The organism is Tessaracoccus sp. SD287, assembly GCF_017355265.1.
Taxonomy (GTDB): domain Bacteria; phylum Actinomycetota; class Actinomycetes; order Propionibacteriales; family Propionibacteriaceae; genus Aestuariimicrobium.
Genome location: NZ_JADIJQ010000014.1, coordinates 49,113 through 72,139 on the forward strand (window position 1 = coordinate 49,113; position 23,027 = coordinate 72,139).

At 68.8% G+C, this 23,027-nt stretch carries 25 protein-coding genes, 1 tRNA gene and 1 riboswitch; of the genes, 8 read left to right on the forward strand and 18 right to left on the reverse strand.

Annotated features, from left to right (window positions below; translation table 11 throughout):
- Nucleotides 1-45: 45 nt before the first annotated feature.
- From cydC to IPV09_RS07740, 6 genes are all read right to left on the reverse strand, one after another.
- Nucleotides 46-1,608: a thiol reductant ABC exporter subunit CydC gene (gene cydC / locus IPV09_RS07715; RefSeq protein ID WP_207474665.1), complete on the reverse strand. Its 1,563-nt coding sequence runs from the start codon at nt 1,606-1,608 to the stop codon at nt 46-48.
- Nucleotides 1,605-3,170 carry a thiol reductant ABC exporter subunit CydD gene (gene cydD, locus IPV09_RS07720; RefSeq protein ID WP_242681377.1) on the reverse strand — a complete coding sequence of 522 codons (1,566 nt, stop codon included), beginning with the start codon at nt 3,168-3,170 and terminating at the stop codon, nt 1,605-1,607. The genes cydC and cydD overlap by 4 nt, the downstream gene beginning before the upstream one ends.
- Nucleotides 3,171-3,245: 75 nt before the next feature.
- Entirely contained in the window at nt 3,246-4,307 is a 1,062-nt protein-coding gene (gene cydB / locus IPV09_RS07725; RefSeq protein ID WP_207474667.1) for a cytochrome d ubiquinol oxidase subunit II, read from the reverse strand.
- 16 nt (nt 4,308-4,323) lie between these two features.
- Nucleotides 4,324-5,820, reverse strand: coding sequence for a cytochrome ubiquinol oxidase subunit I (locus tag IPV09_RS07730; RefSeq protein WP_207474668.1), 1,497 nt, complete (start codon nt 5,818-5,820; stop codon nt 4,324-4,326).
- Between the two features lie 113 nt (nt 5,821-5,933).
- Nucleotides 5,934-6,509 carry a protein-L-isoaspartate O-methyltransferase gene (locus IPV09_RS07735; protein WP_242681368.1) on the reverse strand — a complete coding sequence of 192 codons (576 nt, stop codon included), beginning with the start codon at nt 6,507-6,509 and terminating at the stop codon, nt 5,934-5,936.
- 3 nt (nt 6,510-6,512) lie between these two features.
- Nucleotides 6,513-7,109, reverse strand: coding sequence for a hypothetical protein (locus tag IPV09_RS07740; protein ID WP_207474669.1), 597 nt, complete (start codon nt 7,107-7,109; stop codon nt 6,513-6,515).
- Between the two features lie 187 nt (nt 7,110-7,296).
- Here IPV09_RS07740 and IPV09_RS14215 point away from each other — a divergent pair, with 187 nt between their 5' ends.
- From IPV09_RS14215 to IPV09_RS07755, 3 genes are all read left to right on the forward strand, one after another.
- The gene (locus IPV09_RS14215; protein ID WP_242681369.1) at nt 7,297-7,788 is read left to right on the forward strand and encodes a pyrimidine dimer DNA glycosylase/endonuclease V; all 492 of its coding nucleotides are present in this window, start codon (nt 7,297-7,299) and stop codon (nt 7,786-7,788) included.
- 46 nt (nt 7,789-7,834) lie between these two features.
- Nucleotides 7,835-8,245: a hypothetical protein gene (locus IPV09_RS07750; RefSeq protein ID WP_207474670.1), complete on the forward strand. Its 411-nt coding sequence runs from the start codon at nt 7,835-7,837 to the stop codon at nt 8,243-8,245.
- A 117-nt stretch (nt 8,246-8,362) separates the two neighbouring features.
- The gene (locus IPV09_RS07755) at nt 8,363-8,797 is read left to right on the forward strand and encodes an OsmC family peroxiredoxin (RefSeq protein ID WP_207474671.1); all 435 of its coding nucleotides are present in this window, start codon (nt 8,363-8,365) and stop codon (nt 8,795-8,797) included.
- 21 nt (nt 8,798-8,818) lie between these two features.
- On the opposite strand, the gene IPV09_RS07760 is transcribed toward IPV09_RS07755, so the two are convergent.
- The 10 genes from IPV09_RS07760 to IPV09_RS07805 all read right to left on the reverse strand — a co-directional run bounded on the left by IPV09_RS07760 (nt 8,819) and on the right by IPV09_RS07805 (nt 16,290).
- Entirely contained in the window at nt 8,819-9,988 is a 1,170-nt protein-coding gene (locus tag IPV09_RS07760) for a sugar phosphate nucleotidyltransferase (RefSeq protein WP_207474672.1), read from the reverse strand.
- 109 nt (nt 9,989-10,097) lie between these two features.
- A complete protein-coding gene (locus tag IPV09_RS07765; RefSeq protein WP_207474673.1) occupies nt 10,098-10,832 on the reverse strand; it encodes a response regulator transcription factor in 735 nt (244 codons plus the stop codon).
- Between the two features lie 93 nt (nt 10,833-10,925).
- Nucleotides 10,926-11,456: a hypothetical protein gene (locus tag IPV09_RS07770; protein WP_207474674.1), complete on the reverse strand. Its 531-nt coding sequence runs from the start codon at nt 11,454-11,456 to the stop codon at nt 10,926-10,928.
- Complete coding sequence (locus tag IPV09_RS07775) at nt 11,453-11,971, reverse strand: signal peptidase I (protein WP_207474675.1); 519 nt, start codon at nt 11,969-11,971, stop codon at nt 11,453-11,455. The genes IPV09_RS07770 and IPV09_RS07775 overlap by 4 nt, the downstream gene beginning before the upstream one ends.
- Before the next feature lie 52 nt (nt 11,972-12,023).
- Complete coding sequence (locus IPV09_RS07780) at nt 12,024-12,569, reverse strand: hypothetical protein (RefSeq protein WP_207474676.1); 546 nt, start codon at nt 12,567-12,569, stop codon at nt 12,024-12,026.
- 119 nt (nt 12,570-12,688) lie between these two features.
- On the reverse strand, nt 12,689-13,039 hold the full coding sequence (locus tag IPV09_RS07785) for a DUF86 domain-containing protein (RefSeq protein WP_207474677.1): 351 nt from the start codon (nt 13,037-13,039) through the stop codon (nt 12,689-12,691).
- The gene (locus tag IPV09_RS07790) at nt 13,036-13,479 is read right to left on the reverse strand and encodes a helix-turn-helix domain-containing protein (protein ID WP_207474678.1); all 444 of its coding nucleotides are present in this window, start codon (nt 13,477-13,479) and stop codon (nt 13,036-13,038) included. The genes IPV09_RS07785 and IPV09_RS07790 overlap by 4 nt, the downstream gene beginning before the upstream one ends.
- Nucleotides 13,480-13,569: 90 nt before the next feature.
- Entirely contained in the window at nt 13,570-14,127 is a 558-nt protein-coding gene (locus tag IPV09_RS07795) for a dihydrofolate reductase family protein (RefSeq protein WP_207474679.1), read from the reverse strand.
- 128 nt (nt 14,128-14,255) lie between these two features.
- Entirely contained in the window at nt 14,256-14,954 is a 699-nt protein-coding gene (locus IPV09_RS07800; RefSeq protein WP_207474680.1) for a TrkA family potassium uptake protein, read from the reverse strand.
- On the reverse strand, nt 14,947-16,290 hold the full coding sequence (locus IPV09_RS07805) for a TrkH family potassium uptake protein (RefSeq protein WP_242681370.1): 1,344 nt from the start codon (nt 16,288-16,290) through the stop codon (nt 14,947-14,949). Before IPV09_RS07805 ends, IPV09_RS07800 begins: the two co-directional genes overlap by 8 nt.
- Before the next feature lie 80 nt (nt 16,291-16,370).
- A riboswitch (SAM riboswitch) is annotated at nt 16,371-16,484 on the forward strand.
- 33 nt (nt 16,485-16,517) lie between these two features.
- On the opposite strand from IPV09_RS07805, the gene IPV09_RS07810 reads away from it, so the two are divergent.
- A complete protein-coding gene (locus tag IPV09_RS07810) occupies nt 16,518-17,366 on the forward strand; it encodes a DUF3293 domain-containing protein (protein ID WP_207474681.1) in 849 nt (282 codons plus the stop codon).
- 15 nt (nt 17,367-17,381) lie between these two features.
- Complete coding sequence (locus tag IPV09_RS07815; protein WP_207474682.1) at nt 17,382-18,512, forward strand: FAD-dependent monooxygenase; 1,131 nt, start codon at nt 17,382-17,384, stop codon at nt 18,510-18,512.
- A gap of 34 nt (nt 18,513-18,546) precedes the next feature.
- Here the strand turns inward: IPV09_RS07815 and IPV09_RS07820 are convergent, their stop codons facing one another.
- Complete coding sequence (locus IPV09_RS07820; RefSeq protein WP_207474683.1) at nt 18,547-19,095, reverse strand: putative immunity protein; 549 nt, start codon at nt 19,093-19,095, stop codon at nt 18,547-18,549.
- 58 nt (nt 19,096-19,153) lie between these two features.
- Nucleotides 19,154-19,226: transfer RNA gene (locus IPV09_RS07825), tRNA-Ala, on the reverse strand.
- A gap of 109 nt (nt 19,227-19,335) precedes the next feature.
- On the opposite strand from IPV09_RS07825, the gene IPV09_RS07830 reads away from it, so the two are divergent.
- The 3 genes from IPV09_RS07830 to IPV09_RS07840 all read left to right on the forward strand — a co-directional run.
- The gene (locus IPV09_RS07830) at nt 19,336-20,844 is read left to right on the forward strand and encodes a leucyl aminopeptidase (protein WP_207474684.1); all 1,509 of its coding nucleotides are present in this window, start codon (nt 19,336-19,338) and stop codon (nt 20,842-20,844) included.
- Between the two features lie 10 nt (nt 20,845-20,854).
- A complete protein-coding gene (locus IPV09_RS07835; protein ID WP_207474685.1) occupies nt 20,855-22,252 on the forward strand; it encodes a dihydrolipoyl dehydrogenase in 1,398 nt (465 codons plus the stop codon).
- Nucleotides 22,253-22,337: 85 nt separating this feature from the next.
- Nucleotides 22,338-23,027, forward strand: a 690-nt coding sequence (locus IPV09_RS07840) for a biotin/lipoyl-containing protein (protein WP_304650740.1), incomplete at its 3' end; no start/stop codon positions are given.

Here is a 23,027-nt window from a genome sequence, read left to right on the forward strand (position 1 = left end):
ACAGGGTAGTGCACCTGCCGGTGGCATGCCGGGCGCGCACCAGGGCTACCGGCGCACCAGCTCCACCACCCGGTCGCAGCGCGAGATGAGAGCCTGGTCGTGGGTCAGCACCAGCACCGCCTGGTCCTGGGTGGCGGCGAAGACGTCGCGGATCAATCGCTCGGCGGTCTGGTGGTCGAGGTGCTCGGTGGGTTCGTCCAGGATCAGCAGGTCGCGTTCGGCGGCCAGCACCCGGGCAAAGGCCAGCCGTCGACGTTCACCGCCGGACAGTCCCAGCCCACCCTCCCCCAGGATGCGGTCCGGGTCGAGGTCGACCCCGGCCCGGTGCAGGGCGTCGCGCACCTGGTCGTCGGTGGCGTCCCGGTTGCCGATGCGGACGTTCTCGGCGACCGAGGTGGCGAAGATGTGGGCGTCCTGGGCGAGGTAGCCGACTCGTCCGCCACGGTGCACCCGGCCCGCCAGCGGTGGGATCAACCCCATCACCGTGGCGGCCACCGTGGTCTTGCCGACCCCCGACGGGCCCACCAGAGCCACCCGTTCCCCGGGCGAGACGCTCAGTTGAAGCCCGGACAGCAGCGGTTCGGCCCCCGGCCACCCGACCGACACTTCGTCCAGTGTCAGGCCCTGGCCGGCGGGTCCGGGCACGGCGTCACCGGCGCCGACGTCGGGCTCGTCGAGGGTCTCGACGACCCGACGCAGCGCGGCCCGGCACCGCGTCCACGTCTGGGCGGCCTGGGTGAAGGTGCTGAGCACCTCGTGCAATGCCAGCGGGGTCAGCACCAGCACCGCCAGGTGGCGGGGGTCCAGACGGCCGTCGAGCAGTGCCCCGGAGCCGATCAGCAGGGCGGCGATCACCGCCACACCGGCCGCCAGCACCTGCGCGCCACCGGCGACGCCCCGCACCCAGGCGCCGCGCGCCTCCTGGCGACGCAACTGGTCGTCGACCTCCAGCACGCGACCGATGGCCCGGTCGGCGGCGCCGTAGGCGACCAGGTCCTGGGCGGTGCGGCTGAACTCGCGCACCTGGTCGGCCAACCGTCCGCGGGTGGGGACCGCGTCCAGGTCGATGCGCTGGGTGGCGCGCTGGGCCAGCAGCGGCACCACCACCCCACCGAGCACGGCGGTCACCAGCAGCACCAGGGCCGAGGCCAGGTTGAAGGTGGCCAGGATGATCGTGGTCGCGGCCACCACCAGGGACGCCGACAGCACCGGGATGACCACCCGCACCACCACGTCCTGGATGGCGGCCACATCGGCCACCACCCGGGTGAGCAGGTCGCCGCGCCGCCGACCGACCAGCGTGGTACCGGCCAACTTGTCGTAGACCCGGATGCGCAGCGCCGACTGCATCCTCAGCACCAGGTCGTGGCCGACCAGCCGCTCGACGTAGCGGAACCCGCCGCGGGCAATGCCGAAGGCGCGCACCAGCACCGCGGCGGCCTGCAGGTACAGCACCGGTGGGGTCAGGGCGGCGAAGCTGATCAGCCAGGCGGCGGTGCCCATCAGCGCCACCGAGGACATCGACGCCAGGGCCGCCAGCACGGTGGCCAGCGCGAAGCGGCGGCGCCCGTGGGGCACCGCAGCCAGGAGTTCGGTGACCAGCCTCATGGGCTCGGCTCCGTTGCGGCGCTCGCGAGTTCCACCACGCGGTCGGCGGCCTGCAGCATCGCTGGGCGGTGGCTGACCACCAGCGCCCCGACCCCGCTGGCACGGACGGCGTCGATGACGGCGGCCTCGGTGTCGGCATCCAGCCCGGCCGTCGGTTCGTCCAGGACCAGCAGCCGGGTCTGGCCCGACGCGATCCGCAGCAGCGCCCGGGCGACGGCGACGCGGCGACGCTCCCCACCGGAAAGACCCTCACCGTCGTCCCCCACCGGTTTGTCCGGGCCGAAGTCGGCACCGGCCGCGGTCAGGACGGCCCGCACCGCCTCGGCGTCCGCGTCCGGGTCACCCAGCAGCACGTTGTCGGCGACGGTGCCGTGCACCAGGCCCGGTTCCTGGGCGACCCAGGCCACCTGGCGCCGCCACTGTGCCGGGTCGACCGTGGCCAGGTCGTCGTCGCCGAGCAGCACCCGTCCGGACTCGGGGGTGAGGAATCCCATCAGCACGCCGAGCAGGGTCGACTTGCCCCCGCCCGACGGGCCGGCCAGCCCCACCACCTCACCGGGCTCCAGGCGCAGGCTGACCCGGTCGAGGGTCGGGGTCGCAGCGCCGGGGTAAGTGAAGCTGACCTCGTCCAGCACGATCGCCCGGTCACCCAGGGGACCCAGCGGTTGGCTGCCGTTCGGAGTTGCGGCGCTGTCGATGATGTCGAAGGCGGCGTCGGCGGCGGCGATGCCGTCGACCGAGTCGTGGAAGTGCACGCCGACCTGGCGCACCGGCAGGAACGCCTCGGGGGCCAGGATCAGCACGAACAGGGCGGCCTCGAAGCTGACGTTGCCGTAGACCAGCCGGAAGCCGACGGTGACGGCCACCACGGCCACCGAGAGGCTGGCCAGCAGTTCCAGCGCGAAGGAGGACAGGAACGAGACGTAGAGCACCCGCATCGTGGTCTTGCGGTAGCGGCGTTCGGTGATCTCGACGCCCGTGCGCTGGGCCCGGGCACGGGCGAAGGCCTGCAGCGTGGGCAGTCCCTCGATGAGGTCGGCGAAGTGATTCGACAGCCGGTCGGCGGCCCGGAAACTGCGGGAGGTCGCCTTCTGGGTGGTCCAGCCGATCAGCGCCATGAAGATCGGGATCAGCGGCAGGGTGAAGGCGACGATCAACGCCGAGGGCCAGTCAGTGACCAGCAGCACCACACCAATGATCAGCGGCACCGTGGCAGCCAGGCCAAGCTGCGGCAGGTACTTGGAGTAGTAGCCTTCCAGCGCGTCCAACCCGGTGGTGGTGACGTGCACCAGGGTGGAGGACGACACCTCACCCGAGGTCGGACGCGTGGCCCGCGCGGCGACCACGTCGCGCCGCAACTGTGACTTCACGGCCGCCGCGCTGCGGTGCGCCAGCCACGAGTCGAGCCAGCCGAGCAGTGCCCGCACCGTGAAGACGGCCGCCAGGGCGCCGACCAGCCACGCCCAGTTCGTCGGGCGTCCGCTGCTGAACACCGTGGTCACCGCGGTCGCGATCAGCCACGCCTGGGCGACCAGCAGGACAGCGGTGCCGATGCCGAGCAGCACTGAGGCCACCAGGTACTTCCTGGTGGCCCCGGCGCGCTGGAACAGCCGCGGATGAATGGGTCCGGCCATGGATCAGGCGGCGACCTCGACGTCGTCGGGAATGTTCTTGGTGCTGATCCGCTTGCTGAACACCCAGTAGCTCCAGGCCTGGTAGCCGATGACGATCGGCACGAAGACGCCGGCCGCCACCGTCATGATGGTCAGGGTGGTCGGCGAGGACGCGGCGGTGACCATGTTGAGGCGGTCGGCGACGGCCACGGTGGTGTCCTGGATGAAACCGATGTTGCCGTACATCCTGGTGAAGATGCCGGCGAACAGCGCCACGATCGACAGCCCGCCCAGGGCGAAGGCCCAGCCCTCACGCTGGGCACGGGTCAGCAGCACCGAGGCGGCGGCAGCGATGACCGAGACTCCCCCGACCAGCCACGCGATGACGGTGAAGTCGCCGAACTCCGAGTCGGCGGGCCAGAAGATGTTCTGGCAGGCGACGAAGGTGGCCAGCAGCGCGACGGTGACCCAGCCGGCCCGGGCGACGTAGGCCCGGGACTTCTCCCGGACGCTGCCGCGGGTCTTCAGGGTCAAGAAGGTGGCGCCGTGCATCAGGCACACGGCCACCAGCAACACCCCGCCGAGCAGACCGAACGGCAGGAACAGGCTCCAGAAGTTGCCGGTCCACAGCAGGCCGTCATTGGGCATGCCGATGACGAAGTTCGCGAAGCCGATGCCCAGCACCAGCGGCGGCAGCAGTGAGCCGAGGATGGCGAACCAGTCGAACATCTGCTTCCAGCGCGGGTCGTCGTTCTTCGCGCGGTACTCGAAGGCCACCCCGCGCAGGATCAGTCCGACCAGCACCAGCAGCAGCGGCAGGTACAGGCCCGAGAACATCGAGGCGTACCAGCCGGGGAAGGCGGCGAACATGGCCCCACCGGCGGTCAGCAGCCACACCTCATTGCCGTCCCACAGCGGTCCGATGGTGTTGATCATCACCCGGCGTTCCTTGTCGGACCGGGCGGTGACCTTGAGGTGCAGCGCGACTCCGAAGTCGAAGCACTCCAGGAAGAAGAAGCCGATCCAGAGCACGGCGATCAGCAGGTACCAGACCGATACCAGCACGGGGACTGTTTCCAGCAGCATGATGTCTTGCTCCCGCTCAGTAGGCGAAGGACAACGGGGCGTCCGGGTCGTCGACCAGGTCGGGGTCGACCGGCGGGTCGACCGCCGGCAGGCCCTTCTTGACGTACTTGAGGAACAGGCCGACCTCGATCACCGCCAGGAAGCCGTAGATCAGGGTGTAGACCACCATGGAGGTCACCACCTCGGCCACGCTCGCTGTCGGTGAGACCCCGGCCTGGGTGGGCAGCACCCCGGCGACCAGCCAAGGCTGGCGGCCCATCTCGGTGAAGATCCAGCCGAAGGAGTTCGCGAACAGGGGCAGCAGCGGCAGCGCGAACATCAGCCCGGTCCACAGCTTGCCGGGCTTCGGCAGCCGGTCACGGCGGATGAGCCACAGCAGCAGCACGCCGACGGCGACGCCGGCCATGCCCAGGGTGATCATCATCCGGAAGGTCCAGTAGCTGAGGAAGATGTTGGGGCTGGGGTCGATGCCGGGATAGTTGGCCTGCAGTTCGGCGGCGTACTCCTGCTGCAGCTTGGTCTGGGTCAGGTCGAACTGTCGGTAGCCCTGGCTGGCGTAGAGCTCGCGCAGGTCGTTGACGCCGCGCACGGTGTCGTGGCCGGACATGAACGACAGCAGCCCGGGGATCTTCAGCGACCAGACCTCTTCGGAGCCGTCGAGGGTGCCGATGGTCAGCAGCGAGAAGCTGGCGTTCGTCTCGGTGTTGTAGAGACCTTCGGCGGCGGCCATCTTCATCGGCTGCGCCTGGATCATCACCTTGGACTGCAGGTCGCCCGTGATGATGGTGAACACCGAGGCGGCGATCAGCAGCCACGCGCCCAGCTTGGCGCTGAATCGGAAGGCGGAGACGTCCTCGGCGGGGGCGTCGCTGCCCTGTGCGCGCAACCGGGACAGGTGCCAGCCGCTGACACCGGCGACGACGGCACCGCCCACCATCCACGCCGCGAACATGACGTGGGGGAAGGTGACCAGGAAGACCGGGTTGGTCATGACGTCCAGGAAGCCCTGGAGTCCGTCAATCTCGGCGCGTCCGTTGCGGAAGGTGGTGCCAACGGGGTTCTGCATCCACGAGTTGGCGGCCAGGATGAACACCGCCGACAGCATGGTGCCAAAGGCGACGATGTAGATGCAGGCCAGGTGCAACTTCTGGGGCAGCTTGTCCCACCCGAAGATCCACAGGCCCAGGAAGGTCGATTCCAGGAAGAAGGCCAGCAGGGCCTCCAGCGCCAGCGGTGCACCGAACACGTCGCCGACGAAGCGGGAGTACTCCGACCAGTTCATGCCGAACTGGAACTCCTGGACGATGCCGGTCACGATGCCGAGCGCGAAGTTGATCAGGAACAACTTGCCGAAGAACTTCGTCAGCCGCAGGTACTTCTCGTTGCCCGTCTTCAACCAGAACGTCTGGATGATGGCGGTGATCATCGAGAGCGCGATCGTGATGGGGACGAACAGGTAGTGGTAGACGGTGGTGATGCCGAACTGCCACCGCGCCAAGGTCACTGTGTCCATGGGGCCGACCGTAACAGGTATCTCCAAGAGGCCCGAATCGGGGTGGGCGAACCTGTAATAATCCGCTGACTAGGGGTGATGCCGCTCAATCGAGGCAGAACGAGGCCCCAAACTCAGTCCTGGACCAGCGGCACGAAGGCGTATCCACCGTGGCTTGTGATAAGAATCACATCCTCCTCGGAGCGTCTGACCCGCAACATCTGGCCGGCGACCGGGATGACCATCACCCCTCCGATCTCGAGTTGCTCCACCAGGGCCACTGGAAGCACCTGCGGCTGCGCCGAGACCACGATCCGGTCGTAGGGGGCGAACTCGGGCAGCCCCAGCACCCCGGCGGCGGCCAGGTGCACCGAGGCCCACGGGATGTCGGCCACTGCGGCCGCTGCGCCGTCGCGCAGGTCGGCGATGCGCTCGACGGCGAGCACCCGGCCGTGCTCCCCGACCAGGTGGGCCAGCAGCGCCGTGGTCCATCCGGAACCGGCGCCGACGTCCAGCACCCGCTGGCCGGGGGCAACGTCGAGCAGTTCCAGCATGTTGGCCACGGTGGTGGGCTGGGAGTTGGTCTGGCCGTGGCCCAGCCGCAGTGGCATGTCCAGCCAGGCCTGGTCGCGTAGCCGCGGCGGCAGGAACCGGTGGCGAGGTGCCGCGGCGAAGGCCGCCGCGAGGCGGGGGTCCAGGTCGCCGCGCATGGGTCAGGCCTCGTAGGCGAGGTAGGGCCCGGGCTTGTCGGGTTCGACGAAGCTGAACCGGAGCTGCAGTCCGGCGCGGTCGAGCAGGTCCACCTGCTGGGTGAAGTGTTCGTTGGTGACGATCAGGTGACGGCCGTCCAGGACCCAGTCGGTGGCCAACCAGCCGCGCAGCGCCTCCAGCAGGGTGCGGTCGAGGTGAGCGGCCAGGCGTGACTTGCGTACCCAGAAGTAGGTCACGGCGGCGTAGTCGTCCCAGCTCGCGTCACCGATGGGGGTGACCTGCGACATGGCGAGGAACCTGGCCGTGGTCGAGAACAGGTAGACGCACCCCAGGCAGTCGTCGGTGGCGGGGTCGACCACGGTGTAGGTGAAGGCGATGCCATCGCGGTGGCGCTGTTCGAGCCCCTCCAGGTCGGCGCGGTTCTCCTCGACGGTGAAGTCATCGGCGGGCCAGGTCGACTGTTCCCAGGCGCGCAGGTAGTCGCGGCTCTCCATCACCGCGGCGTGGTCGGCAAGGGCGTCATCAGCAGTGATGGGCCGCAGGACGAAGGCGTCGGTGGTCAGGCCTTCCGGCACCGTTTCGAGTTTCTCGAACGTCATGTCACGAGGCTAGTTCTCTGGGGGTGGCGAGGTGCCACGACTGCTCGTTTGGTTGTTCCCATCGGGGTGGGCGTGACGGGTCTCGACCCAGTAAGTGTCCCCCAGTTCGCCGTGACGGCCCCGAATCAGGGGGGCGGGCCTATCTGGGGGACACTTTCTGGGTCAACGATCTGCGTAGGCTCGGGTGATGGGCCTGCAACGCGTCGGCCTGCGCGAGCGTGAGGGAGTTGTCGTGAGGATCTGGTCGCTGCACCCCCACCACCTGGATCGGGTCGGCTTGGTGGCGTGCTGGCGCGAGACCCTGCTGGCCCAGGCGGTGCTGGCCGGACGGACCAGGGGCTACCTGAATCATCCCCAGCTGGAACGCTTCCGCAGCACCAGCGACCCATTGGCGACCGTCGCCAGCTACCTCGCCGGGCTGGCCGCACAGGCCGACCTGCGCGGTTACCGCTTCGACCGCAGCCGGATCATCGCCGACGCGGACCCGCAGCGACGACTTAGTGTGACCAGCGGACAGCTCGATCTCGAATGGCAGCACCTGGGCGCCAAGCTCGCGGTGCGCAGCCCGCAGGACCACGCCCGCTGGGTGGCGGCATCGCCGACTGCGCACCCACTGTTCGTGGTGGTCGAGGGACCCGTCGAGTCGTGGGAGCGGGCCGACCGGCCAGTGGCCACATAGCCTCCCCGCCTCCTGCTGGTGGATGCACGAGAACTACCCTGACTGCATGCGTGCACTGGCGCTCGTCCTGCTGCTGTTTCTTGGCGGCGGTGGTCTGTATGGCGGCATCTTGATGCTGGGTGACACCTCGGGCGGCTCCCTGGGGCTGACGATGGAACTGCTGCCCGACTGGTACTCCTCGGACTACCGCTGGCCCGGTCTGCTGCTGGTCAGCGCCTTCGGAATCGTCCCCCTGGTCACGGCCGGTCTGGTCGTCGCGCGGCACCGGTGGGCGTGGGCACTCGTCGCGGCGGTGGGCACCTTCGTGCTGGGGTGGATGGTCGCCCAGGTGCTGATGATCGGCCTGTCACGGCCACCGGTCCAGGTCATGATCACGCTGATCGGTGCGCTGTTGGTGTCCGTGGGCGGGTGGGAGCGGGTGCGCGAGGCCCACCGAGCCAACAGCGCCCCTGCGTGACCGGCGCCGGCGTCCTCGCCCCATCCCCGAATTTCCATGATGTTTCGTGCTTGGCTGGCATCAGCGGCACAGCGCCGTCGGCCGGGCCAAGGTCCTGCCACGATCGAAGGAGTCGTCATGCCCACACCGATCAACAACACCGCCAGCGCCACCTGGAACGGCGACCTGCCCACCGGTTCCGGTGAGGTCCGGCTCGAAACCTCCGGCAGCGGCACGTTCCAGACCGGCTGGAAGGCCCGCGCCGAAGAGTCCGGCGGCACCACCACCCCCGAGGAACTCATCGCCGCGGCGCACGCGACCTGCTACTCAATGGCCTTCTCCCACGAACTCAGCGGGGCCGGCTACACCGCCACCCGCCTCGACACCACGGCCGTGGTGACCTTCGTCGCCGGCGAGGGCATCACCAAGATTGCGCTGGACGTGACCGGCCAGGTCGATGAGATCGATGACGAGGAGTTCTTGAAGATCGCCGAGGTCGCAAAGACCGGGTGCCCGGTGTCGCAGGCGCTGGCGTCGGTCCCGGAGATCACCCTGCAGGCGCGACTCGCCTGAGCTGTCCCGAGCCGATGCTCGCTACTCCGCGCCCAGGCGCGGCAGTGGCGAGTCATCGTCGAGTTCTTTGCGCACTGCAACACCCCCATCGGCACCGATCAGGGTGACGAACCCCGGCTGGCCGATCTGTCCCGGGCCGGTCACCTGTGCACCGGCGTCGACGATGCAGTTGACCAGGTCGACACCGGACTGCACCACCGCCCCCTCGAGCAGCACCGAGTCGCGCACCACCGCCCCGTCGGCCACTTCTGCGTCGACGCCGATCACAGAGTGCTCGACCTGGCCATGGACGGTGGACCCGCCAGCGACCAGCGAGTTGGTGACGCGGGCGAATGCTCCGAGGCGGGCGGGCATTCGGTGTGGCTGGGCGGAGTACATCGGCCAGTCCGGGTCGTCGAGCGAGAACGCGTCGCCATCGACCAGGTGCAGGTTGGCCGTCCAGTACGACTGCAGGGTGCCGAGGTCCATCCAGTAGCCGTCCAGTTCGTGGGCGACGACGGTGTGGGTCTCGAGCAGGTGCGGCAACAATTCGTCGCCGTAGTCCTGCAATTGATTGTGCTCGGCGAGCAGGGTGTCCAGGGCGGTGAACAAGGATCCGGCGCGGTAGAGGAACACTTCGGTCAACACGATGGCGTCGCGGCGACCCTCGGGTTTGTCCTCAAACCCCGTCAACTGCCCTGCCTGATTGACGTCGACCACCCCGTAACGCGAGACGTCGCCCGAGCGCTGCGTCGTGACGACGGTCAGGTCCGCCTCGGCTTGCAGGTGGGTGTCCAGCACGTCCAGATAGTTCAGCCGGTAGAGGTGGTCGGCGCTGAGGACGAGCACGTGCTCGGGGTCGAACTCCCGCATGGCGGTCAACTGGCGGGCCAGGGAGTCGGCATTCCCCTCGGCGAATCCCTCCCCATGACCGCCCTCGAACGGCGGAGCCATCACCAGTCCGCCGTGCGACCGGTCAAGGTCCCAGGGCCTGCCGTTGCTGAGGTGGGCGTTGAGGTGCCCCGCGCGGAACTGTTCGACCACCCACACGTCACTGATGTGGGCGTGCACCAGATTGCTCAGCGAAACGTCGATCAGGGCGAAGGAGCCACCGATCGGCAGGGTGGGCTTCGGCCGGGTGTCAGTGAGGGCCTCGAGCCTGCTGCCCTTGCCGCCGGCCAGGACGATCGCCAGTATCCGGGGAACTCGCACGGGACATCTCCCCTCAGTGGGCGTGCCTGAGGAACCAGCGTAAGTCAGCGATGACCCTGTTCACAGCAGCGCGGCCTGATCGGTACCGATCCGGCACCGGCGACGGGGCTCAGGCCCCCAGCCGGTAGCCGACGCCCCGGACGGTCTCGATCCACTTGGGATGCGAGGGCGACTCGCCGAGCTTGCGCCGCAGGTTGGCCACGTGCACCTCGATGGTTCGGGTGTCGTGGTCGGTGATGTACTCGCTGGCCATGCCCCGTTCACCGCGGACGACCAGCGCCAGTGTGGTCTTGGTCACGACGCGTCTGCCCGCACTGAGGAGCTCGACGAGGATGTCGAACTCGGTGCGGGTCAGGTCGAGGGCGGCACCGTCGATCGCGGCCAGCCGCATCTCGGGGTGGACCCTCAGCCCGTGGTGCTCCAGCCAGCCGTCATCGGCAGGAGGGGCTTCGGGGGCGTCGTGGACGGGACCCTGGGCCACGGTGCGGGGGCGCCTCAACATGGCCTCGACCCTCGCCCGCAGCTCCCGGGGCCGAAACGGCTTGGTGACGTAGTCGTCGGCCCCCGATTGCAGCCCCTGCAGCGTGTCGATCTCTTCGGAGCGGGCGGTGAGCATGATGACGTAGGTGGAACTGAAGGCGCGGATGCGTTTCGCGGTCTCGAAACCGTCCATGCCGGGCATCCCGACGTCCAATGTGGTGACGACCGGGTCGTGGGCGCGGACAAGTTCGATCCCCTCGATGCCGGTGGCGGCCGAGTGCACCGTGAACCCGGCCTGCTCGAGGACGTCGCACACCAGGGAGCGGATGTCGGGCTCGTCCTCGACGACTACGGCGACAGGCATTGGTGGCGGGTCCTCACTGTCCGCTCCGCTGGCGACGTGGACGGTGAGCGGAGACTCGGGCGATGCTAGCACCAGGTCGAGGTCAGGCGGCCGTCACAGGCACTTGCCCCCGGTGGGGCTGCGCTCTTCGGCCACCTGGAAGAAGATGGTGCCGGTCTGCCAGTCCAGGCCCCTGCCCTTCACCCGCGGCAGCGCGCCGCAGGTCCACCCGTCGCGGGCGGTGAACTGGGCGCCGGGAAGGACCCGTGCGCCGGCCCACGTCCAACTGGTGCCGCTGCCCGACCCGGTGCGCAAGTCCACATCGAAGGTGACCGAACGGGTACCACTGGGAGTCGTGAAGTGCAGGTAGTAGTTGCGCGTCTGGGTGCCAACGGTGCCCCAGCCCTGGAACTCGATCCCCCGCACCGCGCACCCGGCCAGTGCGGCCCCCTTGGTGTCGTAGGCGATGCACGTGTTGCCCTGGGGCTGCTGCCAACTGCCGCCGGTCACGGTGGTGGAGATGGTGACTCGATCGGTCCAGCCCGCGGTCGTCGAGGTCACCAGCCCGCGGGCCGCGAGCAGGAGTCCCAGCACCGCCACCATCAGCAGGACGACCACGTCGACCAGCCGGAGTCGCCGCCTCACGCGAGGATCGGCTTGCGGCCCATCTGGGCGTCACTGGGCGGCAGCATCGCCAGACCCAACAATCCGACCAGACCGATCAGCAGCGGCAGGGTGACGGCGGGGCTCGTCATCCTGATGGTGGCTGCGCCCCATCCCGGCAGTTGCACCGACGGAGTCCAGACGTCGCCGGACACCGTGTAGTCCAGCGCATCGGTGAAGGTGTTGTTGTCGCCCTTCAACGTGAGCCGGTAGCTGCCGTCCCCGTTCCCCACGATGGCCACGATGCGATGCGTGATCAGGTCGTCGCTCAACTCGCTGGGAACGCTGACCACGTCACCCACCACCAGGCTGCTGGCCGGCACCCTGGTGTCCACGATCAGGTCACCGGTCATGATCTTGGGCTCCATGGACCCCGAGACGACCACCAGCGGCTTGATGTAGCCGAGGGCGGTCGCCCCCCAGACCAGGACGCACACCAGTCCCAGCGCGGCCAGCACCCACAGCGCCATCAGGGAGAGTCGGCGAAGGATCGTCATGGTGTGTTCCTTGTCGTGGTTGTCGTGGTCGTCGTTGTCGCGAGGACCGGGGTCAGGCGGTCGCGGTGCCGGAGATCGTGACGGTCACCGTGCCCGTGGCGCCCTGGTTCGAGGCCGCCCAGTCAGCGGGCGTGGTCAGGACGAGCTGGAACTTGTCGCTGGAACCGGTGCTGCCGGTCGGGGTGAGCGTCGCCGACAGGTCCGAGATCGAGACGGTCGGCAGCGTGGTGAACGTGGAGTTCGAGGCGAAGGCGACGGTGGAGGTGAGGGCGGCGTTGACGGAGCTGTCGTTGTTCACCCACAGGTCGATGGTGCGCGTCTGCCCGGGCAGCAGGTGGTTCAGCTGGCTCGCGGGGATGACCAACTGGACGGAATCGGCCGAGGCGGACTCCTTCCAGGTGACGCCATCGAGGGAGCCCTGAAGGTTGAAGGTGGCGCCGGCAGCCGACCCCGAGAAGAAGGTGTTGTCGGTCCAGGCCGCGCTCGTGGCAGCGGCACCGACGCCACCGACCGCCAGGACGGCCAGGAAGAACGGGACGAGGGCGCGACGCTTGCGGGGCGACTGGGCGGGAACCGATTCAATGTCAGTGGAAGTCATGGTGTGACCGTATTGAGGCTGCCTCAAGCCAACCTCATGGTGGCCTCAGGATCGGCGCAGGTTCTGCCGACGGTTGCCCTTGTCGGCACGCGCAATGACCGCCCGGTGCCGTCCGCGTTCTATTCGGACAGGCCCGGGATCACCACGGCGAGCAAATACTCACGTAAGCGCGGAATGTCACGAGTCAGTGTCCGCCAGACTCGGCGCGGTTCAAGGTCGTCGTACTGGTGCGCAGCGAAGTTGCGCATGGCGACGATCTCGCGCCAAGGTTGCTCGTCAAACCGCTCAAGGACGTCTCCAGGAATCCTGTTGATCCCCTCGCCAATGCGGATGAGCCCCATCTCGACCGCCCACTGGGTGCGAACCTCCCCCTCGAAGGCGACGAAGCCGTCGGCCGCGATGCCGGCAAGGACCTCACAGACGGTGACGACACGCTGCGCAGCGTCCAACGCCTTGCGCTCGGAACTCATACCGGCACCGCTTCACGCAGGACGCGTTCTCGAAGTTCCCCGTGCAGCGCGTCGGCAGGGACGACATCAACAGCAATCCTGAGCAGGTCACTGAGCGCCAGCCGCAGACCAACTTCGTCCAACAGCGTGGCTTCATCGGTGAACTCCACGAGAAGGTCCAGGTCGGAGCCGGGCTGGTCTTCTCCTCTGGCGATCGATCCAAAGATGCGCGGCGACGTGGCCCGGTACTGCTGCACCAGCGCCCGGATCGCTTCCCGGTGCAACTCGACCCGAGCGGAGGGACGGCCGGTGAGGGCTAGCCTGATGCGTTGAAGCACTTCCGGACTCGGGGAACGACGTCCATTCTCATACGCCGAAAGGTTGGGCTGGGCCACGTCGGCGGCGTTCGCCAGCTGCTCTTGAGTCATGGCAGCTGCGATGCGTTCCAACCGAATGTCCATGAGCACCATATTACTCAGGAGTTATCGGGGGCGATATAGGGGCAGCCCTGCACCTCAGCCGATTCGTGTCCGACTGTCAGCCTCAGTCCTTCAGACGGGCAGAACCTTGTAGACCAGCCGAGCAAACGGCCCCACGACGCGGGCGCTCACCAGTTCCAGGCGCTCTCCGCCGACCCGGCGCGGCAGCAGCGGTGCGCCGCCGGTCAACGCCACTGGGGCGATCGACAGTGCGATCTCGTCCAGTGCGCCGGCGTCCAGGAACTGGCCCGCCAGGTCTCCCCCACCGACGACCCAGATGCCGCCGTCGCCCGCGGCCTCACGAATCTGGGGCAGCACGTCGGTGACCGATCCCTGGACGAACCGGACGTCGGCCCCCTCGGGGACGGGTAGGTCCCGGGTGGTGAAGACGAATGTCGGTCGCTCGCCGTGGAAGTCGTGCCACTTCTCGGGGTGGGTGAGGATGTCCTCGTGCTCCAGGATCCACTCGTAGGTGGTGGATCCCTCGACGAGCACCGCCATGTCCTGGGGCAGCAGTTCCTCACTGGGGGTATCCCCGCCCGGCAGGCTGAACAGCCACTCCAGCGAGTTGTTCTCATCGGCGATGAAACCGTTGATGGTGGTGGCGGTGTCGAAGACGATCTTGCCCATGGTGCACCTTCCGTTACCGGGACTGATGCCTCAGTATGCGCTCGACGTCATGCCCCCGCACACCCGCCCAGAACGTGCGGCGGTGCTGAAGCAAGCGCTGGCGCTGCATCGGAGGATGCGGCGTCGGCTCAGTCACGCTGGCTGAACCGCTCCGCCTTCTGGGTGGGTCCGGTCACCAGGATGATGTCGTCCCGCTCCAGCACCGTCGTCTCGGTCGCATAAGTCCACGGCTGGCCGGCCCGCTTGACGGCGGCGACGGTCACCCCATGTTCGGTGCGCACCTTGCTCTGGCCCAGCGGCACGCCCACCGCGGACGCGGGCACGGTCGTCTTGATCAGCGCGAAACCCGGCTCGATCTCGATGTAGTCCTGCATGCTGCCACGGACGAGGTGCGCCACGCGTTTGCCCATGTCCTTCTCGGGGTAGACGACGTGCTGCACACCCAATTGCTCGAGGATGGTGCCGTGCGCTTCGCTGACAGCCTTGGCCCAGATGTGGCGCACCTTGAAGCGCAGCAACAGCGAGGTCACCAGGATGCTGGCCTCGACGTCGCTGCCGATGGCGACCACCACCCGATCGAACTCCGGAATGGCGAGTTGGCGCAGCACCTCCTCCCTGGTGGCGTCGCCCCGGACTACATGGGTGAGCCGTCCATTCAGGGCCTGCACCACGTCCTCGCGGGCGTCGATCGCGAGCACCTCGGTGTCGTTGTCGACCAGTTCAAGTGCCAGGGACTGGCCGAAGCGGCCCAGTCCGATGACGGCCACTGCATTCGCCGAGGCGACGTCGGCGGGATCGGTGCCGCCGAAGAGGCGTGGTCTAGCCAATGATCGGCCTTTCCTTGGGGAGTTCGTAGAGCCGCTTGCGTTCCTGGAAGGCCAGGGCGGAGGCAAAGGTGATCGGGCCCAAACGCCCGATGAACATCAGGACCACCAGCACCAACTGACCCACCGGTGGCAGTTGGGCTGTGATCCCGGTGGACAGTCCGACGGTGGCGAATGCCGAGACGACCTCGAACAGCACCTGGTCCAGGGTGAAGTCGGTGAGCAGCATCAGCACGCCGGTGCCACCAACGACCAAGGCCACCGCGAGGAGCGCGACGGAGATGGCCTGGCGGTGGACGGAACGGGACAACCGCTTGCCGAACACGTTCACCGCTGCCTCACCACGGACCTCGGTCCAGATGATGAAGAACAGCACCGCGAACGTGGTGATCTTGATGCCGCCCGCAGTACCTGCTGGGCCGCCGCCGATGAACATCAACACGTCCATGCCGAGCCAGGTCGCGGTGTCCATCTGGGACACGTCGAGATTGTTGTACCCGGCGGTGCGGGTCTGCACCGACTGCACGAAGCCCGCCAGGATGCGGGTGGGCCAGTCCATCCCACCCAGGGTGGCGGGATTGTTCCATTCCATGGCTGTCACGAAGACACCACCCAGGACGAGGAGCAACACCGTGCCCCACAGCACCAGCCGGGTGTTCATCGACCACAGCCGAGGGGTGCGCGGGTGCCGGCGCAACTGCATGATCACCGGGAACCCGAGACCACCCAGGATGATGGCGGCACAAATGGGCAGGTTGATGACGGGGTCGGCGACATAGGACATCAGGCTGTCACTGAACAGCGCGAACCCGGCGTTGTTGAACGAGGACACCGAGTGGAAAACCCCCAGCCACACTGCCCGCCCGAACGACTGGTCGTAGTGCCACCAGAACCGCGCAGTCAGCACCAGCGCCAGCGTCACCTCGATGACCAGGGAGATCTTCACCACGCCCCATGCCACCTGGCCGAAGTTCTCGATGCCGGCGCTGCGCGTCTCGGCTGCGGCGGTGAGGCGCGAGCGCAGCGAAAGCCGACGCAACGTGGCCAGCCCGATCAATGAGGCGAAGGTCATCACGCCGAACCCGCCGACCTGGATCAGCAACAGGATGACCGCCTGCCCAAACCCGGTCCAGTAGGTGGGAGTGTCGACGACGATCAGACCGGTCACGCACAGGGCGGAAACGGCGGTGAACACGGCTTCCATCAGCGTCGCCCCACCGGGACCCTGACGGGCGATGGGAAGCATCAACAACACCGTCCCGACAAGTGCAGCCAGCGCGAAGCCGAGGAACACCGATCGAGCGGGGTGCAGGATTTGTCCGAGGACGGGACGTGCCAACGTCGGACTCAATGTCACGCGGGAACAGTACACCTACCAGTTCTGGACAACGGCAATTTCGTCGTGCCAAGCTGGGTACAGGTCAAGAGTCGCGGCTACAACTCCTCGGAGTAGTCGCGCAGCAACCGGGGCCGCTCCGGTGCTTTCCGAGGAAGACCTGGCTGCCGGCACTCGCCGGAGGTCAAGCGGCCTCGTCCCATGCGAGGTCTTGGCAACAGGAGTTCCGCATGTCCGAACCTTCGTTCCCACCCGAGTCCCGTCCGTTCCCCGAGGGCCAGATTCGCGCGGTCGAACCCCCCAAACGCTATTCCGAGGACGAGCCTGACCGCAGAGCCCCGCGCGTTCCGGTGGCCGAGTCCTACCGGCAGAACACCATCCGGGTCTGGCCCACGATCCACTCGCGCGTCCTGGACATCGTGCCCTCCCCAGGCACCCCCTCTGACGGTCCGGACGTCATCTTCGGGCCCAGCGACGAGGTGGTCCACGTCGTCGGTGGCCACAACGCCTTCGGTCGGGCCTGCACCCCGGACGACAACGTCGAAACCCTGGCCCGGCTGGCCGGCCTCCTCGACCTGCAGCGGTGGACGTGGAGCCCCGCGACGGTCTTTCCCGACCCGGCCGACTGGGTCGAACAAGGGGCGCTCATCCGCGGCGCCGAGCAGGACGAGGTGGTCGAGTTGGCCCGCTGGCACGGGCAGGGCGTCATCCTGCGGTGGGACTCGTCTGGTCTGGCACCGGTCGACACCGACCCCCAGCCGAGGTCGCCTGTGACCCAGGATCCGGTGCCGGTGATCGTCCGGCCCGCGAGGCTGGGCTGCCCCATGCAGGGCGGCGTCGAGGACTGGTGCAAGCGTTACGGCGGACCGTGGACCAGTTCGTCGATGACGGCGGCACTGGTGTGGGAGACCCACCGCAAGATGCTGGTCGAGGCGCTGGGATGCACCGTCTGCCACGGCGGGCCGGTGGCGATGGGCAGCCCCGGTGGCTCCCGAGACCTCTTCGTGCCCACCCGTGAGGGCGGCTGGCAGTGGGGCTCGCCCAGGTTGACTGTGAGGATGGTCGATGGACGGGCATGAAGGGCAGGAGGACTGATGCGGATCGGGATTGTCGGGGCCGGCATTGGGGGCCTCGTCGCCGCCGTGTCCCTGCAATCCGACGGCCACGACCTCACGCTCTACGAGCGGCGCAGCGACGCGGGGGCGGTCGGTGCCGGCCTCACCCTGTTCGAGAACGCCTTCACGGCACTGGACGCCGTCGGGCTGGGCGAGCAGGTTCGTGCGGTGAGCAGCACCGCGATTGGTCGGATGCGCTCCGGTCAGCGGCAGCCGTCCGGCCGGTGGTTGATGTCCCTGCCGCCGTCGGCGACACCCAGCATCAGGAGCCTGCACCGCGCCGACCTGCACCGCGTCCTCGTGGACCAGCTTGAACCCGGCAGTCTCCGCCTGGGGCAGGCCGCCGAGGTCACCCCAGACGGTGCGCCGACGCTGCAGATCGGCGACCGCCAGGAGCGCTTCGACCTGGTGGTTGCGGCCGATGGGCTCCGCAGCTCGGCCCGCAGCCGCTGGGGGCTGGATCGTGGCCTGCGCTATGCCGGGTACACCGCGTGGCGTGGGGTCACCGAATCAACGGGTCATCTGAACGACGAGGCCGGGGAGACGTGGGGGCGCGGCACCCGGTTCGGCATCGTGCCACTGCCCGACGAACGCACCTACTGGTTCGCCACCCGGTCGGTGCCACCCGGGGGCGTCCACATCGATGCACGCGAGGAGTTGCTCGGTCTGTTCGGGGCCTGGCACGCCCCGATCGGCGATCTGATCCGGGCCACCCCACCGGACCAGATTCTCCGCCACGACATCCACGACCTGGCCCGCTTCCCCGACACGTTCGTCCACCGGCGTGGGGTGCTGCTTGGCGACGCCGCCCACGGCATGACGCCGGACCTTGGGCAGGGTGCCGGCCAGGCCATCGAGGACGCCGCCACCCTGGCGCTGCTGCTGCGCGGCGCCTCCGTCCAGGACTTGGACGGCGTGCTGGCTCGGTTCGATCGCCTGCGCCGGGCCCGCACTCGCGGGATCTGGAGCAGGTCACGCCTGATGGGACGCGTTGCCCAGATCGGGCATCCAGTGGGCGTCCGGCTGCGGGACACGGCGCTGCGCGCCACCCCGGCGTCGCTGGCGTCGGCCGGCGTCGCCCGTCTGCAGCGGTGGGAGCCTTGGGGATGAGTCGCGTGCTCACCTGCGCGCGCCAGAGACCACCTCAGTCGGACGCCGCCGCACGCGCCAGTTCGGTCTGGAGTTCACGAACCGTCTGGGCGAGCACTCCAGACGTCATCAAACCCGGACCCAGCGGGCCGGAGGAGTCGCTCCCGAGCAGGGGCAGCCGTGACAGCGCCGTGCGGACGTCGGCGGTCATCTGGTCCAGTTGCCAACGGACTTCGGCTCGGCGACCCGCCTCGCGATCGGCAGCGGCGAGCGCGGCGGCCTTCGCTGCGTAGGCGGCGGCTCCCAACGCATGGGCACCCATGTGGGCAACCCCTGTTGCCTGTCCGGCTGCTCGGGCCGCGGCAACTGCTGCGGGCTCGGTCGCCGACTGGGCAGCCCGGCCCGCTTCGAAACGGCGGCGGATCTGAACTGCGGTGTCCAGCTCGCCGCGTCCGAACGCCCGCGTCCGCTCGATGCCGTCGCGCGCGCGGCCATCATCGGGAACGTTGGCCTCGAACAACGGCAGGACGCGCTCGGCGCAGTCTGCTGCCCACAGCGCGACGAGACGCCGATCTGCCTCGCTGAGGGATTGGGGCGATGCCATGGACCAACTCTTGCACGCGCGTGACGCTCGACTGCAGGACCGGATGTGAGGGTAAGGGTGGAGCCTAGGAGATTCGAACTCCTGACATCTGCCTTGCAAAGGCAGCGCTCTACCAGCTGAGCTAAGGCCCCTCGTCGCGGCTCGCACCGCGACAGCAAATACTAGTGGCCGCCCCGTCGGCATGCAAAGCGACGCCGATCACGGCCGGTCCTGTCACACCGCCCCGCTAGCCTGTTGCCCATGAGTCGACTCTCCTCGTTCCAGCCGCCCGCCCTGACCCTCGCAACCACTGCCTCCAAGGGCGTGGGCGTGACCGTGGTCGGATTCGCGACCACGGTCACCGACGAGCCCACCCTGCTGGGGGTCCCAGCCGCGGTCGCGAAGGCCCACCTGAAGCGTTTCGGCACCGACCTGGTCGCGCTCGCCGAAGACCTGGGCGCCAGCCCCGAGCTCGGCAAGGTCACCGTGCTGCCGTCTGTCGACACCGAACGTCTGGTCGTCGTCGGGCTCGGCGTCGTCGACGTCACCCCCGAGCAGGTTCGCCACGCGACCGCCGCCGCGCTGCGCGCCATCCAGGGCAATGACCGTGCCGGTGGTGACGTGGCCATCAGCTTCGACGTGGTCGACCCCGAGCTGCTGCAGGCCGCCGCCGAGGGCGCCGTGCTCGGCGCCTATGCCATCGCCAAGCAGGGCTCAGAGCCGCGGCCGGCGATCCCCGCCATCGAGGTCATCAGCAGCAACAAGTCCGCCGACGCCAAGCAGGCCGTGGAGCGGGCGACGATCGTGGCCTCAGCCGTCGCCGCAGCCCGCGACTGGGTCAACCTGCCGCCGAACCAGCTGTTCCCGGCCAGCTTCGCCGACGAGATCACCGGCTACCTGGACGACGTGAAGGTCACTGTCGACGTCCTCGACGAGAAGGCGCTGACCAAGGGCGGCTACGGAGGCCTGATGGCCGTCGGCGGCGGATCCTCACGCCAGCCCCGCCTCGTCCGGGCCGAGTACTCGCCCCGTGGCGCCAAGCAGACCCTCGCCCTGGTCGGCAAGGGCATCACCTTCGACTCCGGCGGCCTGGACATCAAGCCCGCCGCCGGCATGTACGACATGAAGTGTGACATGGCCGGCGCCGCCGCCGTGATGGCCGCGGTCGGCGCCATCGCCCGCCTCGGCCTGCCCGTCCGCGTCATCGGCTACGGCGCCCTGGCCGAGAACATGCCCTCGGGCAGCGCCTACCGTCCCAGCGACGTGCTGACCATGTACGGCGGCACCACCGTCGAGAACGCCAACACCGACGCCGAGGGCCGCCTGGTCATGGCCGACGCCCTGGCCCGCGCCAGCGAGGACGAGCCCGACCTCATCGTCGACATCGCCACCCTCACCGGCGCCTGCCTGGTGGCGCTGGGCAAGCGCATCGCCGGGCTGATGGCCTCGAACGACATCTCCGCCGACGCCGTGCTGGACGCCGCCGAGGTCGCCGGGGAACCCATGTGGCACCTGCCGATCCCCGAGCACATCGCGGCCGGCCTGAAGTCGAAGATCGCCGACGTGAAGTCCTCGGGTGACCGCAATGGCGGCACCATGGCCGCGGCCGCATTCCTGCGCCGCTTCGTGCCCGAGGACGCCGACTGGGCGCACATCGACATCGCCGGCCCCGGCTGGAACGACGGCGAACCGCACGAGGAGACCCCGTCCGGTGGCACCGGCTACGGCGTCCGCACGCTGGTCGCCCTCGCCCACACGATGAGCCTCTGAGGAGAGCAGCATGACTGACCATCGCCACGACCTCGTCATCCTGGGCGCCGGCTCGGGCGGCTACGCGGCCGCCCTGCGCGCCAGCCAGCTCGGCGTGGACGTGGCGCTGGTCGAGGCCGACAAGCTCGGCGGCACCTGCCTGCACCGCGGCTGCATCCCGACCAAGGCGTGGCTGCATGCTGCCGAGGTCGCCGACCACGCCCGCGAAGGCTCGACCATGGGGCTGCGGACCAGTTATGAAGGAGTGGACGCCTCCGCATTGGTCGCATGGACCGGCACGGTGGTCAACCGCCTGCACAAGGGCGTCACCGGGCTGGTCACCGCCGCCCCCGGCATCACCCAGGTCACCGGCCGGGGCACCCTGGTCAGTGACCGCGCCGGGCTCGGCGTTGCCGTGGGCGACCAGATCATCCGCGGACGCAATGTGCTGGTCGCCACCGGCGCTCGCCCCAAGACCCTGGGTCTGACCATCGATGGCCGCCGCGTCATCACCAGCGAGCACGCCCTGAAACTCGATGAGCTGCCGCGGACCGCGCTGGTCATCGGCGGAGGGGTCATCGGCGTCGAGATCGCCTCGGCCTGGCGCTCCCTGGGCGTGGACGTCACCATCGTCGAGGCCCTGGACCGACTGGTCCCCACCGAGGAGCCCGACATCTCCAAGGCGCTGCTGCGCGCCTTCACCAAGCGCGGCATCACCACCCGGTTCGGGGTCAAGGTCACCGGCGCCACCGCATCGGCGAACGCGGCGACCCTGGTGCTCGACGATGGCGCCGAACTGTCGGCGGACGTGGTGCTGGTCGCCGTCGGACGCGAGCCGGCCAGCAACGACGTCGGACTGCGCGAGGCGGGGGTGACCCTCGACCGCGGTTGGGTCCGCACCAATGACCGCCTGATGACCTCGGTGCGTGGCGTGTTCGCGGTCGGCGACCTCGTCCCCGGCCCCCAGCTCGCCCACCGCGGCTTCGCCCACGGCATGTTCGTGGCCGAGGTCGTCGCCCACCAACTGGGCAAGCTGGATGCCTCACCCACCCTGCCGCGCGACGCCGACCTGCCCCGGGTCACCTACTCCAGCCCCGAGATCGCCTCGGTCGGGCTCACCAAGGCGGCCGCCCAACGCCTGGGTGAGGTCACCAGCGTCGACTACCCCCTCGGGGGCAACGGGCGCAGCGTGATCAAGGGTGCCGCCGGCTTCGTCCGGGTGGTGCGACTGGTCGACGGCCCCATTGTGGGTGTCCACATGGTCGGCCAGGGCGTCAGCGAGATGATCGGCGAGGCACAGCTGGTCACCGGCTGGGAGGCGATGCCCGAGGACGTCGCCGACCTCTTCCACGCCCACCCCACCCAGGGCGAGGCCTTCGGAGAGGCCTGCCTGGCCCTGGCGGGGCGGCCGCTGCACCTGCACGCCTGACTTACTTGGCCTGTCCCGGGCTGCACCACTGTTCAACTGGGGCTAGGCTGACCATGGACATCTCAGCTAAGGAGCCTCAACCGTCATGTCGACTGAAGTCACCCTGCCTGCACTGGGCGAAAGCGTCACCGAAGGTACCGTCTCCCGCTGGCTGAAGGCCGTCGGTGACACGATCGAGGCTGACGAGGCCCTCGTGGAGGTCTCCACCGACAAGGTCGACACCGAGATCCCTTCCCCGGTGGCTGGAACCCTGCTCGAGATCCGCGTGCAGGAGGACGAGACCGCCGAGGTTGGCGCCGTTCTCGCCATCATCGGTGACGCCGGTGAATCAGGTGCGGTCCAGACCGATGACCAGCAGCCCGAGCAGGTCGCCGAGACCCAGGCCGAGCAGGCCGTCGCCCCCGACGAGCCCGTCGCCCCCGCTGAGGAAGAGGCTCCCGCTGCCGAGGCACCCGCCGCCCCCGCGGCGTCCGGTCCCGCGTCGGGCACCGACGTCGTCCTGCCCGCGCTGGGTGAGAGCGTCACCGAGGGCACCGTTTCGCGCTGGCTGAAGGCCGTGGGCGACCCCGTCGAGGCTGATGAGGCCCTGCTGGAGGTCTCCACCGACAAGGTCGACACCGAGATTCCCTCCCCCGTGGCGGGCACCCTGCTCGAGATCCGCGTGCAGGAGGACGAGACCGCCGAGGTCGGCGCCGTCCTGGCCGTGATTGGTGACAGTGCCGCCGCTCCCGCTGCTGAGGCTCCGGCTGCACCCGCGCCGGCTGCCTCCGCTGCC